The organism is Pedobacter metabolipauper, from assembly GCF_004362715.1.
GTDB lineage: Bacteria > Bacteroidota > Bacteroidia > Sphingobacteriales > Sphingobacteriaceae > Pedobacter > Pedobacter metabolipauper.
In genome coordinates this window covers 1336255-1352724 of sequence record NZ_SNYC01000003.1, presented here as the reverse complement: position 1 = coordinate 1352724, position 16470 = coordinate 1336255, and the positions used below count along the sequence as shown (strand labels likewise).

Here is a 16470-nt window from a genome sequence, read left to right as displayed (position 1 = left end):
TTAGTTAAAGACATGGAAAACGAACCTGAAAAAACTGAAAGCTCCGGATGGATCAAGAAATCTATTGAAATAGATGCGTCTGATGATGCCGTATGGAATACCCTGACCAATCCTGAATATACCAGTCAATGGGCTTCGGCATTTGAAGCAGGCAGTTCTGTAGCGTCCGATTGGAACGAAGGATCTTTAGTCATTTGGAAAGGTGGTAATGGCGGACCAGGGGTTAAGGGGAAGGTTGAAGTGAACTATGCGCCGAAAATGCTTAAAATTGGTTTTTATAATTCCGCAGATGCCGGACCTGATGATGAACTGAGCGAGTATAAAGAACACTACCTCTTATCGGAGCACGAAGGAAAGACAATGCTAACCATAGAGTCTGGCCCATTAACGCCAGAGTATGTTGAGAAATACAGTCCCATGTGGGATGCTGCGCTGAAGATCATGAAAGAAATTTCAGAACAGCAATAGGCAGAAAAGAATTAAAAATGCCCCTGAAATGTGTTTAACTTTTCAGGGGCATTGTAATTACAGGATGTTTTTAATTAGTCGCAGTTTGGAATGGTAAAGGTCCAGGTTTCTGCATTTCCGGTTGGAAAACTATAGATCATACCCTTACCCATTTCAAACCACAGCTTGCCGCGAAGCTTTTCGCGGCCGCCAATTTCATTCATCGACAGGCTGTCATAGATCCGGCCATTGATCATCACATATTTAATTTTCTCCGAATTCCGGATGTCCTGAAGCGGATTTGCATCCATAACCACAAGATCGGCCAGCTTACCGGTTTCCAATGAACCAATCTCTGCATTCATGCCCAGATAAGAAGCCCCGTTAAGGGTTGCCGCACGAATGGCCTGCAATGGCGTCATCCCTCCCTGAACCAGCATCCACAATTCCCAGTGTGCACCCAGTCCCTGGATCTGTCCGTGTGCACCAAGGTTTACTTTCGTGCCGCCATCTGCAATCTGTTTTGTGGTTTTGGCAACCTCAATATGGCCATAATCGCCGTATTCTGAAGTTGTTCTTCTTCTGGAACGTGAATCTATAATGGCGCGTGGCGTAAATGCCATTAACCGTTCGTTTTCCCAAACATTGGTGCGGTCATACCAATAGTTCTCCCCCCACTGGCTGCCGTAACTAACGATCAGGGTAGGTGTATAGGCAACATTGGTATGGTTCCAGAATGAAGTAACGTCCTTATAAACCGGGGCAATAGGAATACTGTGTTCAATTCCGGTATGCCCGTCTGCCACCATATTCATGTTGGTGTAAAATGTAGAACCACCTTCGGGAACGACTTCCATTTTTAATTGTCTGGCCGCTTCAAGGATCTGCTGACGCTGCTCCCTGCGTGGCTGGTTGTAAGATTTTACAGAAAACGCACCAACAGACTGCAATCTTCTAAGGTGGGACAACGCGTCATCAAGGCTGTTGATCACAACTTTGGAATCACCGTCTGCACCATATAATATGGAACCTGTAGAATATAATCTCGGACCAACAAGGCGGCCGGCCTTGATCATCTCGGATTGACTGAATACCATTTCCGTATTGCTGGAAGGATCATGAGAGGTGGTTACACCGAAGGCCAGGTTGGCCAGGTATGACCAATCCTGCTGCGGGGTAATCCCATCCGGACTGGTCCGTAAATGCGCATGCACATCTACAATACCCGGCATAATGGTTTTACCGGTTACATCGATGATCCTTGCATTTTCCGGGATAGTTACATCAGTAGTTTTACCGAGGGCAATGATCTTATTGTTTTCTACGAGGATCGTTCCTTCTTCAATTACATCATCACCCTTCATGGTAATGATGCGGGCTCCTTTTAACGCCGTAATTCCTGTTGGGGCATCGCTTTTTAACTTTAAACCCAGAGATATGCCTGTACTGTCTGGTTTAGGCAGGTCCTTAGGGGCACCTTCAATAAAATCAAAGGTATTTTTTATTTCACGGCTGTAGTATTGTTCACCCATGGTCCAGAACAGTTTATTGCTGTCATTGCTCCAATGAAGAAATGTTCCTGCATCTTTAGTAACGCGCGTTAATGGAATGGATTTATTTGACGCAGATAACTCCAGCGCAGAACCAACAGTAACCATTGGGGTAATATAGGCATTGAACAGTTCGGTAAAGGCCATCCATTTTCCATCCGGACTTGGACAAAATTGGGTCACATAAGTGGAGGTATAGTGCGTACGCTCATTGCCACCGTTAAGGTCAACACTTTTAAATGCTCTTTTACCGCCTTCATTTCCCTGAAAATAGATGCGTGAATCATCGGTATTGAACTGCGGCTTAATTCCATTTTCAGAAACCAGCGTTTTTGCGCCTCCGTTTGCAGACATCACAAAGATGCCCGTACCGCGGCCATACGCATAACCAAGAACATCGTTGCCGATGCCTTTTCTAAAGATGATCTTATCTCCTTTGTTGGAATAGCTTGGTGAATAATAAAAGCCCTTTTCATCGGTCAGCGTAACCGTCTTTCCAGACTTCAGGTCTGCACGTTTAATAGCACCCTTAAATTCATCGCTCCAGGTTGTAAAAATGACGTATTTGCCATCCGGACTGATCTTAGGTTCAAATTCAAAATCGATTCCTGTGGTAACCCTTTCCGGATTGCCATTTGGCAGTTCCTTTTTATACAGGAATCCTGCTGCATTAAAAATGACAAATTTACCATCAGGGGAAGTGGTTAGCTGCCGGATCATTTTAGCGGTAAACTCATTACTGAATACCTGCTGCGGGAAGTGAAGTGCTTCCTGTACAGTCTGGCTGGTAGTTACCTGGAAAGGGATCTCTGAGATAACCAGCGAAGCAAGCTCGATCTTCTTGATTTTTCCCTTTGCATAAAAGATGATGTTCTTTGCATCAGGAGTCCAGGCAAAATTTGGATATACCCCAAAAATAGCCCACGTTTCCTGCTGGTCATGAGAAAGATCGTCTGTTAACGGCCATTCTTCGCCAGTACTTAATTCCTGTACATATAGAACAGATTTCAACCTTACCCGTTTAACATAGGCCATCAACTTACCATCAGGTGAGATTTGAGGCCGTGCAGAACCGCCTGCCTGCGCAATCAGGTTGCTAAGCTTACCCGTTGTCAGATCAAGCTGACGAATGGCATAGATGAGGCCGTTAGGGTCTTTACTGTATTCAAAATTAGGGCCCGGAGAAACATCTTCACTAAAATAAAGCGATCTTCCATCCGGGGATACATTGGGCTCTCCCGCATCCTGCTGGTCGTTCTTTCTTTTGGTAAGCTGAACACCATCACCGCCATAGATATTATACATCCACATCTCTCCGGCACCTAAAGAACGGGAGCCGGTAAAATGCTTGCGTGCAATGATATAATCACTTTTAGGCATCCAGGTGGCATTGTTTAACAACCGGAATGTTTCTTTGGTGATCTGTTTTTTATTTGAACCGTCACGGTTCATGATCCAGATGTTATCTGCACCACTTTTATCACTCGTATAAGAAATGAATTTACCGTTCGGACTAAAACGAGGTTGTATGTCAAATGCTGCACCACCGCTTAAAAGGGTCGCTGTACCGCCAGAAACCGGCATCACATAAATATCACCCAACAGATCGAAAACGATATCTTTACCATCAGCACTTACATCCAGGTTCATCCAGGTACCCTCATCCGTTTCAATGTTAAACGTTTTGGAAGTACCCTTATATTTTTCAATGTCCCAGGGCTTATTCTGGGCAATCGTGGTATATGATATCAGTAATAAAAAGAGTAGTAGCGGTATTCTCATGGAATTGGTTTTAATTAATGCGCAATTTAATAATATGAATTCATTTTTATAGTTTTGGTCACTACCTTTTTATGAATGAAGCAGAGATATTAAAACGATATTGGGGATTTGATAGTTTCAGGCCTTTGCAGGATGATATTATCCGCTCAGTTTTAACAGGAAACGATACATTAGCCTTATTGCCTACAGGCGGAGGTAAATCACTCTGCTTTCAGGTGCCGGCCATGGTAATGGAAGGCATCTGTATCGTCATCTCCCCACTCGTTGCTTTGATGAAAGATCAGGTAGAAAACCTGAAATCAAAAGGCATCAATGCCATTGCCATTTATGCAGGAATGGGTAAAAGGGAGATTGATATCCTGCTGGACAACTGCATCTACGGAAATATTAAATTCTTATATCTTTCTCCGGAACGGTTGCTTTCTGAAATTGTAAGGGAAAGGATCTCCTATATGAATGTAAACCTGATTGCTGTAGATGAGGCGCATTGCATCTCCCAATGGGGATACGATTTCAGACCACCTTACCGTAAGATCAGTGACCTGAGAGAGATCCTTCCCAATGTACCTGTTCTGGCATTAACAGCCACGGCAACTCAGTTTGTCAGAGAAGATATTGTTGCCCAGCTCCAGTTCCGTAAGCCGGCTGTTTATGTGCAGAGCTTTGCCCGTAAAAACCTGGGTTATGTGGTACTGGACGATGAAGATAAATATAAACGGCTGATTGCGATCGTAACCAATGTAAAAGGAAGCGGACTGGTATACGTTCGCAACCGCAGGGAAACTGAACAGGTGGCTGCCTTTTTAAAGCGGAACGGCTTTGCAGCAGACTTTTATCATGCAGGTATAGTACGGGATGAACGTTTTAAGAAACAGGAAGACTGGAAACAAAATAAGATCCGCGTAATGGTGGCTACCAATGCGTTTGGGATGGGTATAGATAAGCCGGATGTGCGGTTTGTGGTGCATCTGGATCTGCCGGAAAGCCTGGAAGCTTATTACCAGGAAGCAGGCCGGGCAGGCCGGGACGGGCAAAGGGCATATGGGGTACTGCTGGCTAATAAGACAGACTGGCGGGCCCTTCAGGGAAAATATGAAAATAGCTTCCCGGAACCGGACGAGATCAGGAAAGTATACCATAATCTGGGCAGCTATTTCCAGCTGGCCTATGGTGCCGGCGAAGGATTGAATTTTAGCTTTGACCTGGCAGATTTTTGTAAACGCTTTGATCTGGGGGTGATTAAAACACTTGCTGCATTGAAATTTCTCGAACATGATGGATATATTACATTAACTGAAAACATTTTCCTGCAATCCAGGGTATTGTTTATTGTTGGCAATGAAGATGTATACCGTTTTCAAATTGAAAATGCCGGTTATGATAAATTGATTAAAACGATATTGAGGTCCTATGGCGGATCTTTTGATCAGTATGTGAAAATTAAGGAATCTGAAATCGCCGGGAAAACAATGACCTCTTTCAATGATGTGGTCAGGCAGTTGAAGTACCTTCAGGAACAGGGATTAATTTCTTATTTACCGCAAACGGATGAGCCGCAACTGCAGTACATACGGTCAAGGGTAGACCTGAACCACATGGACATCGATGTGAAGTATATTGAGTTGAGAAAAAAGATCCAGATGGATCAAATTAACGCAGTAATGACCTATGCCAGTAAACCAGAATGCAGGAGCATCCAGCTGCTGGCTTATTTTGATGAACCGGATGCAGAGAAATGCGGGTCGTGCGACATCTGCCTGGCAGAGAAGAAACTGGATGACCAGGATGTGTTGTCAGATCAGATAGATTTTGAAATAGCCACTTTATTGCAAAGCCAGACCTTTATATTGGGTGATCTGATCAATGCCCTTAAATCAGGAACAGAAAATGAAAAGATTGACCGCATCAGGGAGCTGCTTGATGCCGGAAAGATTAAAACAGATGGTAAAAATTATTACCTTTAAATAACCCATAAAATAAACGACATGTTGATAAAAAAGATCATTGCATTTGCCGCTCCAATCATTCTGCTGGCTGCATGTACCCCAAAATGTATTGAAGACTCCGGAAATCATATAGAGAAAAGCCAGGTAGTTAAGAACTTTGATAAAATAGAGGTTTTAGGAGCAATGAAGTTGATCTTAGTTCAGGACAGCAGCTACTCCATCACCATTTCTGCAGATTCAAACCTGATCGGTTATGTGAAAGCCGATGTAAGCAGCGGCAGGCTGAAGCTAAAGCTTGATGAAGGTAAGTATTGCGGTACAGATTCAATCGTGATCAGGGCCGGAATTGGAGAGCTAAAGGAATTAAAAACAGGCGGTGCGGTTAAGGTGCTGAGTAAAGGACGCATCTACGCCAGTGATATTGACCTTAATTTTGCCGGAACATTTGATGCTGTACTGGATCTGAGCGCAGGCAAAATGACCACCAGGCTGGATGGGGTAGGTAAACTGAGTTTATCCGGACAAGCGGGATCACATCAACTGATCACCCAGGGTACTGCGGAAGTGAATGCATTTGATTTTATTTCCGGTGTATATGACATCGAGGTTGCCGGAAGTGCCAAGGCCAATATCAATGTACTGAATGAACTTAAGGTAAAAACAGAAGGTTCAAGCGAGATCTATTATAAGGGAAATCCAAAAAATGTTAAAGAGAATAAATCAGGAGCAACTAAACTGGAAAAAGTTAATTAGATCGATTAATTAATCTAATTTAGCGACCTCAACAACACATGGAACAAAAGAACGACAAGAAGATCATTCGCTCATGGGCATTTTTTGACTGGGCCAATTCTGCATACAATTTAGTCATTACCTCAACCATTTTTCCAGCATATTATACCATCATCACCACTACAACCGAGCATGGCGATCAGGTATCTTTTTTTGGAATGACCTTTACCAATACCGCGCTTTCCAACTATGCACTGGCTGCCGCTTACCTCATCATGGTTATCTTATTACCTGTTCTTTCATCGATAGCGGATTACAGGGGCAATAAGAAAGTATTCATGAAATTCTTTACCTATACCGGTGCCTTGGCATGTATGGGCTTATATTTTTTCAAAATTGAAACGCTTGAGCTGGGTATCATATGCTTTATGATTGCAGCAATGGGATATATTGGGGGCATCTTATTCAACAATTCTTATCTGCCAGAAATAGCCACGCCTGATGAGCAGGACCGGGTAAGTGCAAAAGGTTATGCATTTGGTTATATCGGTAGTGTCATTTTGCAGCTCATCTGTTTCGTATTTGTATTAAAGCCAGAACTTTTCGGGATCACTGATGAATCATTTCCACCAAGACTATCTTTTTTACTGGTAGGGATCTGGTGGATCGCATTTGCCCAAATTCCATTTAAGAAGCTGCCGGCAGGAAGTCCGAATTATTCATCCATCAATAAAAACGTGGTAAGAAGCGGCTTTCAGGAACTTTCTAAAGTATGGAACCAACTTAAGAACATGAAGTTTTTAAAGATGTTCTTACTGGCTTTCTTCTTTTATTCCATGGGCGTGCAGACGATCATGCTTGCAGCAGCAGGGTTTGGTGAAAAAACATTAAAGCTGGGTACAGAAAAACTGATCATAACCATTTTGATCATTCAGCTGGTAGCTATTCTTGGCGCCATGATGATGTCTTATTTTGCAAAAAAAATGGGCAATGTAAATGTGTTGATCTGGGTAGTGGTTATTTGGATTGCAGCCTGTTTCTGTGCTTATTTTGTAGATACGGAATACCAGTTTTACGGATTAGCGGCTGTAGTGGGCTTAATTATGGGTGGTATCCAGTCGCTCTCCAGATCTACTTACTCCAAGTATCTGCCTGAAAATACGCCGGATACAACCTCCTTTTTTAGTTTTTACGATGTAACAGAGAAAATGGCCATTGTGATTGGGCTGTTCAGTTTTGCATTCATTGAAGAAGCAACAGGAAGCATGCGGAATTCAATTATCGTTTTAGCAGGGTTCTTTATCATAGGTTTAGTATTTTTGCTGCTTCTTAGAAGGGTTGAAGTTAAAACGACGACAACATCGGAGCCTTCCTTACGTTAATTAGAATACCCAATGAAAATAGAATTATTTGTTCCTTGCTTTGTCGATCAATTGTATCCCGAAACTGCATTTAATACAATTAAGTTACTGGAGAAAGCAGGTTGTGAAGTTTTCTACAATTCAAACCAAACCTGCTGTGGTCAGCCAGCCTATAATGCCGGCTATTGGGAGCAGGCCAAGGAAACCGGTAATAAGTTTTTAAATGATTTCTCAGAAACAGACTACATCGTTGCCCCATCGGCATCCTGTGTAGGCATGGTTAAAAATGGATACAGCGATCTGTTTACCAATACCATTGTTCATAATAAATGCAGAAGTATACAGGCTAATATCTTTGAGCTTTCAGATTTCCTGGTAAACGTGCTGAAAAAGGATTATTTTGGTGCAGAACTGGACGGTAAAGCAGTATATCACGATTCATGCAGTGGGTTGCGTGAGTGTAAGATTAGGGAAGAACCCCGTCAATTGCTGTCAAAGGTACACGGACTGGAAATGGTTGAAATGAAGGATACCGATATGTGCTGCGGCTTTGGAGGTACTTTTGCGGTTAAGTTTGATGCGATCTCATCTGCGATGGCCGAACAAAAAGTAAACAACGCGCTGGAACAGGATGCAGAATATATCATCTCAACAGACCTGTCTTGTTTAATGCAGCTGCAGGGCTATATCGATAAAAATAATATTCCTTTAAAAACGATGCACTTAGCAGACGTATTGGCCAACGGATGGCTGGAAAGTACAGAATATTAGTTAACTTTGTCTAACAGGATCACATTGTAGGTGATTTATAATACTCATTTTATTAATTTTTAAATCATAGTTGTAGATGATTAACATTACACTGCCTGATGGCTCCAGCCGTCAGTACGAAAAGGGCACAACTGCCCATCAAATTGCACTATCCATATCTGAAGGCTTAGCCCGGAATGTTTTAGCTGCTGAAGTTAACGGAGAAGTTTGGGACTCGTCAAGGCCAATTGAAGCGGATTCATCGTTGAAATTGTTGACCTGGAACGATACCGCTGGTAAATCTACTTTCTGGCACTCATCGGCACACATCATGGCCGAGGCACTGGAAGCGTTGTATCCGGGAACCAAATTTGGCATCGGGCCTGCCATTGAAACCGGGTTCTACTATGATGTAGACTTTGGCGACAGGGAATTTTCTTCGGATGATTTTAAGGCAATTGAAGCGAAGATCATTGAACTGGCCAAGCAAAAAGAAACCTTTGTCAGAAAAGACGTTTCAAAATCAGATGCAATCCGGTATTTCACTGAAAAAGGGGACGAATATAAACTGGATCTTTTAGAAGGTCTGGAAGACGGAAAGATTACATTCTACAGTCAGGGAGAATTTACTGACCTGTGCCGTGGTCCGCACATTCCAAATACAGGCTTTATCAAGGCGGTTAAGCTCATGAATGTTGCTGGTGCATACTGGCGCGGAGATGAGAACAGGAAGCAGCTTACACGGATCTATGGCGTTACTTTCCCTAAGGCAAGTGAGCTTACTGAATATCTTCACATGATTGAAGAAGCGAAGAAAAGAGATCACCGCAAATTGGGTAAGGAACTTGAGCTGTTTGCTTTTTCTGAAAAGGTAGGTATGGGATTGCCATTGTGGCTGCCTAAGGGTGCAGCCCTTCGGGAGCGCCTGGTACAATTCTTAACCAAAGCGCAGGGTAAAGCAGGATATGAGCAGGTAGTAACCCCGCATATCGGTCATAAGAACCTGTACATCACTTCTGGTCATTACGAGAAATATGGTAAGGATTCATTTCAGCCCATAAAAACTCCGCAGGAGGGAGAGGAGTTTTTCCTTAAACCGATGAACTGCCCGCACCATTGCGAGATCTATAAAGTTAAACCGCGTTCTTATAAAGATCTTCCATTGCGTTTTGCTGAGTTTGGTACCGTTTACCGTTACGAACAAAGTGGTGAGCTGCATGGATTAACACGGGTAAGGGGATTTACACAGGATGATGCACACTTGTTTTGTCGCCCGGACCAGGTAAAAGAAGAGTTTAAAAAAGTAATTGATCTGGTATTGTATGTGTTCAAATCGTTAGGTTTCAATGATTACACTGCACAGGTATCATTAAGGGACCCCGATAATAAGTCGAAATATATTGGCAGTGATGAGAACTGGCATTTGGCAGAATCTGCGATCATAGAAGCTGCAGCAGAAAAGGGTTTGCCTACAGTAGTAGAATATGGGGAAGCCGCTTTTTATGGTCCGAAACTCGACTTTATGGTTAAGGATGCACTGGGCAGAAAATGGCAGCTTGGAACAATCCAGGTAGATTATAACCTGCCGGAGCGCTTTGAACTGGAGTATACCGGAAGCGACAATATGAAGCACAGACCGGTAATGATCCACAGGGCTCCGTTCGGATCACTGGAACGTTTTATTGCGGTACTGATCGAACATTGTGCGGGTAATTTCCCGTTATGGCTTTCACCAGAGCAATTTATTATCCTGCCTATTTCTGAAAAGTATGAAGAATATGCAAAAAAAGTTTCAGATGAACTAAATAATTCCGATATTCGCGGGCTGATTGACTTTAGAGATGAAAAGATTGGAAGGAAAATCAGGGATGCAGAGGTTAAGAAAACGCCTTATATGCTGATCATTGGCGAAAAAGAAATGGCCGAAGGTAAGCTGTCAGTAAGGAAGCACGGAGAAGGAGATCTTGGAGAAATGACCCTGCAGGAGTTTAGTGAATTATTAATTAAAGAAATAACAGTTTAAATAGCATACAAATTTGGCATTAGGCAGACCAGGATTTAATAGGGGACCACGTCCTCCTTTTAAGAAAAAAGAAGCAGAACATAATATTAATCAGTTTATCAGGGCACAAGAGGTACGGTTAGCTGGGGATAATGTTGAACCAGGGATATATCCTCTGGCAAAAGCTTTGGCCATGGCAGACGAACTGGAACTGGATCTTGTAGAGATCTCTCCAAATGCTGTCCCTCCTGTATGTAGAATCATCGACTATAGCAAGTTCGTTTACGAGCAAAAGAAAAAGCAGAAGGAGATTAAAGCGAATGCGAAGCAGACGGTTATTAAGGAGATCAGATTCGGACCGAATACCAATGACCACGATTTTCAGTTCAAACTAAAACACGCAGTTAGTTTTTTAGAAAGTGGTGAAAAAGTAAGGGCATACGTTCACTTTAAAGGCAGGGCCATAGTTTATAAGGAACAAGGTGAGATCCTTCTTCTAAAATTTGCACAGGCACTGGAAGATGTAGGTAAAGTTGAATTGCTGCCAAAACTCGAAGGAAAGCGGATGTTTTTAACGCTGGCTCCAAAAGTTGCTAAGAAATAATAATAAATTAATATAAATAAAAACAGGTTATGCCAAAAATGAAAACCAATTCCAGTGCTAAAAAGCGTTTTTCGCTTACTGGAACAGGTAAAATCGCTAGAAAGAACGCATACAAAAGTCACATCTTAACAAAGATGTCTACTAAACGTAAGCGTAATTTAGGTCACACCTCAATGGTGTCAGATGCTGACATGGGCAACGTTAAACGTATGCTTGCAATCGGTAAATAATTAAATTTTTAACCAGGTAACCGGTAGTAAGTTTGCTGTAATACGCAACACCGTTTATCAAAAACAACAACAACATGCCACGTTCGGTAAACGCAGTAGCTTCGAGAAGAAGAAGGAAAAAAGTCCTAAATTTAGCCAAAGGCTATTGGGGATCAAGAAGTAAGGTTTTCACCGTTGCTAAAAACACGGTAGAAAAAGGTTTGCAATATGCATACCGTGACCGTAAAGTTAAGAAAAGAGAATTTCGTGGATTGTGGATTCAGCGTATCAACGCCGGAGCACGTCAACACGGTATATCTTACTCTCAATTGATTGGTAAATTAGCTGTTAAAAATATTGGTCTAAACCGTAAGGTTTTAGCTGATTTAGCAATGAACCATCCAGAAGCTTTCAAAGCGGTAATTGATGCAGTAAAATAGATATAACTTAATTTAGTTATCAATGGAAAAGGGAGCAATTAGCTCCCTTTTTTTATGTCTTTTATTTTCATTATGTTTTTTCAGCTATGCTGCATTTTGTATACTTAGCGACGATCTGAACCCCGGGGCTTAGCCCCCGGGACCGAAGAATAAAATGGTGTTAGTTCTTGTTCAGCTGGGAGATTGACTTCTGCATTTGAGACATCATGGTAGTTAAGGTTTCAATCGTCGGTTCTGGTGTTGGATCAGGAAGGGTAGAAGAAATGAACGCTTTTGCTTTCCATATTTCAAGAATATCATCTGCAGCAATGGTATACGCATCATATACCTTATTGTCCGAGATCAGTTTCAGTTCTTTATTTTCCCTGAAACGATTTCCTGCTCTTTTATAAACTACGCCTTCATTCTTGCTAATGATCACATAGGTGTCGCCGGTCTTCACATCATTCCAGTTGTCCAGGTATTCGGCCAGAATGATACTTCCGGATTGAATAGGGAGCATGGAATCGCCAACAATCTCAAATGCCCTGAACGTACCGTTCTTTAAGAAGGGCAGGGGCAGCTGGAACTTAGGCAGTGCCTGGATGTATTGCGGATCAGAGAAACCGTTCAGGTAACCTGCGCTTGCTTTTACCGGAACCATTTCTATGTTCTCATTGTCATCCTTATCGACTGATATACTCAGGATCCGTAGGTTCGATCCCTGGCTTTTAGGTTTCGGTTTCCAGCTATCGTTTATATTTTCATTGATAAATTCATCAATGGTCAGGTCAAAATACTCTGCTATTTTTTTTAGTAAGTCATATTTCGGCTCCGCACGGTCTTCTTCATAAGCTCCGATGAGGGATCTCTTAATTTCCATAGCATCAGCGAATTGCTGCTGCGTGTGGCCTTTTTTCTTTCTTAGGTACTTTAGATTAGATGAAATATTTGACATAAAAAATAATTTAAAAATTTATTTGTTTTTACTAAAATAGTTAGTATTATTGTACCAATAAAGTTAGTAATATTTATGACAATACACAATAGGTATACTAATTTAATTAGTTAATAAATTAAAAGCTTAAGGCCATGAAAAAATTCGTATACATTGTGACAGACCGGAACCGTACTAGTTTACACGTAGGTATGAGTTCTGATCTATTAAAAACATTAGATTTTTATAAACAAATGCCTTGTTTATTCATGGACAGCGGCCACCAGTTAACCCGTCTGGTTTATTTTGAAGAGTTTAAAACCGAAGCCCAGGCACTCAGCCGCTTCAAGCTGGTAAGCCGGTTTACAAGAACCCAAAAGGAACGGATCGTAAGATCCTGCAATCCGGATTGGATCGATCTGACCATAGGTCTTGATTTTGAACACATCATTACCAACAAGAAGATCATCACCCAGGTTAATATGCCTTTCAATATGGCTTCATAGCACCAGGTTATTACCTTTAATCAGGCTAGTATAGGATTACCAGCCTGGTGCGAAGGTTAAACCGAATACACCGGCTTTAATATCTTTGCGCTGGAATGGAAATGCATAATATGGCTCCAATACAAAATATCCGAATACATTTACCCGAAGCGAGATACCCATGCTGAGTGCAGGTACGCGCTCATTCGTGCGCTGACTGGTGATCTTATTTCCTTCAGTATCTACAATAGGCTGGTTATTCTCATCAAGTACATCATAGGTTTCGTACGTAGGCTGGCTTTTAAACTTTACGTCCGAACCCTGATTCCAGGCCAATCCCGCATCAAAGAATAAATTCAGATCTGTAAATAACAATCCCGAAGGGATCTGTGCTAATTTTTTAGGGCCGGTAAAAGGTAACCGGATCTCAAAATTGAAGACAGACATTTTACTTCCTGATAATTGATTGATGTCAAATCCGTTTTCAGCAGAGCTGCTGTTGTAAAATGAATTGGCCTCATATCCCCTGATGAAATACGAATAACCGGCATATAGCGGATATAAGTTCTCACCGTCCTTACCAATACGAAGGTAGTTGTATGTTCTGGCTGCAATGGTGAATGGCTTTACCCGAACGTATTTTCTAAAATCAGCGGTAACCGCAGAGAATTTATAATCTCCAAAATACTGCTCAATCCCAAAACGGTATCTAAATCCATCTAAAGGCGAAGTTAATCCCTGAAGGGAATTGTCGCCCACAAAAGAAGCGTTCAACTGAAATATAGAGAATGGATTAAATGGAACACCAAACTCATTACTGGCATCACTGGCATTCACCTTTACCTTATCTGAGGTCAGATAATTTGAATTCAGGTCATAATAGTTATTGATCCGGTCAATGCGGTAGCCGAAATGTGAGAATGCTCCTCCAGCCTCAAACCTATGGATCTTATTGAAGGGATAAGCACCAAATAGCTGGATCTGGTCTTCAAAGGTACGGATCAGGTTGGTCCTGTCGTTGATTACATCCAGGTAAGTACCATCATTGAGTTCAAGCTGATCGTAAACAACCTCTCTAAAGCCCGTAATATAAGGAACATGTGAAACTGCCACACCCCAGTTTATTCTGTGCTCCTGGTTAATGTAACCTACCAATCCGCCAAAGTCATAGATCTCTCCATTGATAGAAAGATTGGCAATGATCTGGTTTCTGCCCAGGATATCACTGAACATCCCTACAATACCGCCCTGGGCTCCTGTACCAAAACGACTGGTTGAAATACCTACGCCACTGTTAGCCAGGTAATCCAATCTGAATTTAGGACGATAGGGCACCAGTTTCATAGAGTCCGTTAACGTTTTCTCGAACCTTTCAAAGTTTCCAAGATTTGAATTGACAATGTCAACGCCTGCGCTCTCTTTAGGAGGGAGGATTGCCGCATCAAAATTTACATCATTGGCATCTACCGGTTTTGATTTGAAATTGCTTAATGGAGAATTGTATAGCGTATAACGCTGTGAGCGGTAATAGCTATAAATAATGTCGTCATTTCTCGAAACAGAGATTGCAGGAGAGAACTCCGTGATCCCGCTGATCCCGGTAAAGTAATCTGTTAGCTGTTTCACACTGTTGTTAACCAGATCGTATTCGTAGAGGTTCCTGAAGCCATCGCGGTTGGATAGGAAGAATAATCTTTTGCTGTCACCGGAGAACTGGGCATTCAGGTTATTTGCTCCCGGAAATACCGGGATATCTGTTAGTGTACCGCTTTCAATATCAAACATGGTTAGATTGATCGCGTTAACGGCATCCGTGCTGTTTTTCTTAACAGCTGCCCGTTCAGAAGAAAATGCGATCTTTTTTCCGTCAGGAGAGAAGTTTGGTGCATAATCTGAATAGGTATCGTTGGTAATCTGTGTAAGTTTCTTTGTGCTGAGGTTGTAAGAAAAAATATCGCTTTGTCCCTCAACCATACCTGAAAACGCAATATCCTGACCGTTTGAAGACCAGGTGAGGTTTCCAAACTGTTCAACTGCGCCCATATCCGTACGGAGGGTTGTCTTCCCGCTTTCTATATTCAGGATCATCAGCTGGTTCTTACCTTTACTAAAAATACTGAATGCAAACTGCTTGCTGTCTGGCGACCAGGTTCCTGCAGATTCCAGGAAGTTAAAGTCGTCGATGTGTGAATTGGAGATCTGGCTGCTTAGCTTCTTAATGATCTTCCCGGTTTTAGCTTCAGCGAGGAAAAGGTCTATTCCAAAGAGGTCTTTTTCAGATAAGAAAGCGAGATATTTACCATCCGGACTAATGGCAGGGGCCACGTTCATATTTCCTGCATTCTTATTGTCTATGATCTTTGTCCCGCTGATCTTAATCTGTGAGCTGTCGGCTTTCAGCATGGGCCGATAGTGTGACTCAATGGCATTTTTCCATAAACCAGATAAGGTATTGTCGTCATAGCCAAACGTATATCTAAGGCCATTTTCATAGCCATATCTGGCCGTTGCCTTAAACAGGGGAACAATGGTAGTATCTCCGTAAACAGAACCTACAAAGGTCCAGAATGCCTGTCCATACCGGTAAGGGAAATATTTGTTAGAATTGGTCAGGTCTTTTAAAGATGGAATATCCCTGTTTAGCAACGCATCACGCATCCACATGGATGTAAATGCGTCTACCTTGCCCACCGACAGATACTCTGCCATCCCCTCGATCATCCACAATGGGATCTGACCAATATTTTCCATTGGAAGAGAATCTTTTTCCAAAAGAATATGGTATTGGAATGCATGCACAAGCTCATGGCCCAGAACATGCCTGGTTTGATTGTTCAGTTCCATCACCGGCATAATTACCCGGTTTTTAAGCGATTCGGTTACCCCGCCTGTTCCTATACCAATCTCTCCGTCAAGCGCAGTGGTTTGCTGAAAATCAGGATGGTTATTGTAAAGGATGATGGGGTTTTTGGTTAAAAAAGTATCCCTAAAGATCTCCTGGTGCATTTTATACCAGGTCTCAGCATCCTGAGCCATCTTTTGGATCATCTTCTCATTTTTCAAATAATAATAAAGCTCAAAATGAGGGGTTTGTAATACTTTGAATTTTTCACTTTTGTACCTCACTTTATTCTGTCCGAAATATTGAGCCTGGACAGACACAGCAGATATCATTATGAAGATCAACAGCGGGATCAATCTTTTCAAAAATGTATAGCTTAATATCATATGTATTATTTTATATAG

Annotated in this window: 13 protein-coding genes; 10 read left to right on the top strand and 3 right to left on the bottom strand. The window is 42.1% G+C overall.

The features are described 5' to 3' along the window. The first annotated feature begins 12 nt into the window (after positions 1 to 12). Positions 13 to 468, top strand: coding sequence for an SRPBCC family protein (locus ATK78_RS05905; protein ID WP_133575098.1), 456 nt, complete (start codon positions 13 to 15; stop codon positions 466 to 468). Between the two features lie 74 nt (positions 469 to 542). Here the strand turns inward: ATK78_RS05905 and ATK78_RS05900 are convergent, their stop codons facing one another. Further along, positions 543 to 3779 (bottom strand): amidohydrolase family protein, encoded by a 3237-nt coding sequence (locus ATK78_RS05900; RefSeq protein WP_133575097.1) that lies wholly within the window; start codon positions 3777 to 3779, stop codon positions 543 to 545. Positions 3780 to 3850: 71 nt separating this feature from the next. On the opposite strand from ATK78_RS05900, the gene ATK78_RS05895 reads away from it, so the two are divergent. The 8 genes from ATK78_RS05895 to rplT all read left to right on the top strand — a co-directional run bounded on the left by ATK78_RS05895 (position 3851) and on the right by rplT (position 11823). Continuing rightward, on the top strand, positions 3851 to 5743 hold the full coding sequence (locus ATK78_RS05895; RefSeq protein WP_133575096.1) for a RecQ family ATP-dependent DNA helicase: 1893 nt from the start codon (positions 3851 to 3853) through the stop codon (positions 5741 to 5743). Positions 5744 to 5764: 21 nt separating this feature from the next. Continuing rightward, positions 5765 to 6478 carry a head GIN domain-containing protein gene (locus tag ATK78_RS05890; RefSeq protein WP_133575095.1) on the top strand — a complete coding sequence of 238 codons (714 nt, stop codon included), beginning with the start codon at positions 5765 to 5767 and terminating at the stop codon, positions 6476 to 6478. 38 nt (positions 6479 to 6516) lie between these two features. Beyond that, a complete protein-coding gene (locus ATK78_RS05885) occupies positions 6517 to 7839 on the top strand; it encodes an MFS transporter (protein ID WP_133575094.1) in 1323 nt (440 codons plus the stop codon). Positions 7840 to 7851: 12 nt separating this feature from the next. Further along, positions 7852 to 8589: a (Fe-S)-binding protein gene (locus ATK78_RS05880; RefSeq protein ID WP_133575093.1), complete on the top strand. Its 738-nt coding sequence runs from the start codon at positions 7852 to 7854 to the stop codon at positions 8587 to 8589. A 76-nt stretch (positions 8590 to 8665) separates the two neighbouring features. Next, a complete protein-coding gene (gene thrS / locus ATK78_RS05875) occupies positions 8666 to 10591 on the top strand; it encodes a threonine--tRNA ligase (protein ID WP_133575092.1) in 1926 nt (641 codons plus the stop codon). Between the two features lie 13 nt (positions 10592 to 10604). Further along, positions 10605 to 11174: a translation initiation factor IF-3 gene (gene infC, locus ATK78_RS05870; RefSeq protein ID WP_133575091.1), complete on the top strand. Its 570-nt coding sequence runs from the start codon at positions 10605 to 10607 to the stop codon at positions 11172 to 11174. A 29-nt stretch (positions 11175 to 11203) separates the two neighbouring features. Then, positions 11204 to 11404, top strand: coding sequence for a 50S ribosomal protein L35 (gene rpmI, locus ATK78_RS05865; protein ID WP_090783772.1), 201 nt, complete (start codon positions 11204 to 11206; stop codon positions 11402 to 11404). Positions 11405 to 11478: 74 nt separating this feature from the next. Beyond that, a complete protein-coding gene (gene rplT, locus ATK78_RS05860) occupies positions 11479 to 11823 on the top strand; it encodes a 50S ribosomal protein L20 (protein ID WP_133575090.1) in 345 nt (114 codons plus the stop codon). Positions 11824 to 11983: 160 nt separating this feature from the next. On the opposite strand, the gene ATK78_RS05855 is transcribed toward rplT, so the two are convergent. Beyond that, positions 11984 to 12760, bottom strand: coding sequence for an XRE family transcriptional regulator (locus tag ATK78_RS05855; RefSeq protein WP_133575089.1), 777 nt, complete (start codon positions 12758 to 12760; stop codon positions 11984 to 11986). A gap of 134 nt (positions 12761 to 12894) precedes the next feature. On the opposite strand from ATK78_RS05855, the gene ATK78_RS05850 reads away from it, so the two are divergent. Then, positions 12895 to 13245 (top strand): GIY-YIG nuclease family protein, encoded by a 351-nt coding sequence (locus ATK78_RS05850; RefSeq protein WP_133575088.1) that lies wholly within the window; start codon positions 12895 to 12897, stop codon positions 13243 to 13245. Between the two features lie 36 nt (positions 13246 to 13281). Here the strand turns inward: ATK78_RS05850 and ATK78_RS05845 are convergent, their stop codons facing one another. Further along, entirely contained in the window at positions 13282 to 16452 is a 3171-nt protein-coding gene (locus ATK78_RS05845) for a basic secretory protein-like protein (RefSeq protein WP_133575087.1), read from the bottom strand. Positions 16453 to 16470: the final 18 nt, after the last annotated feature.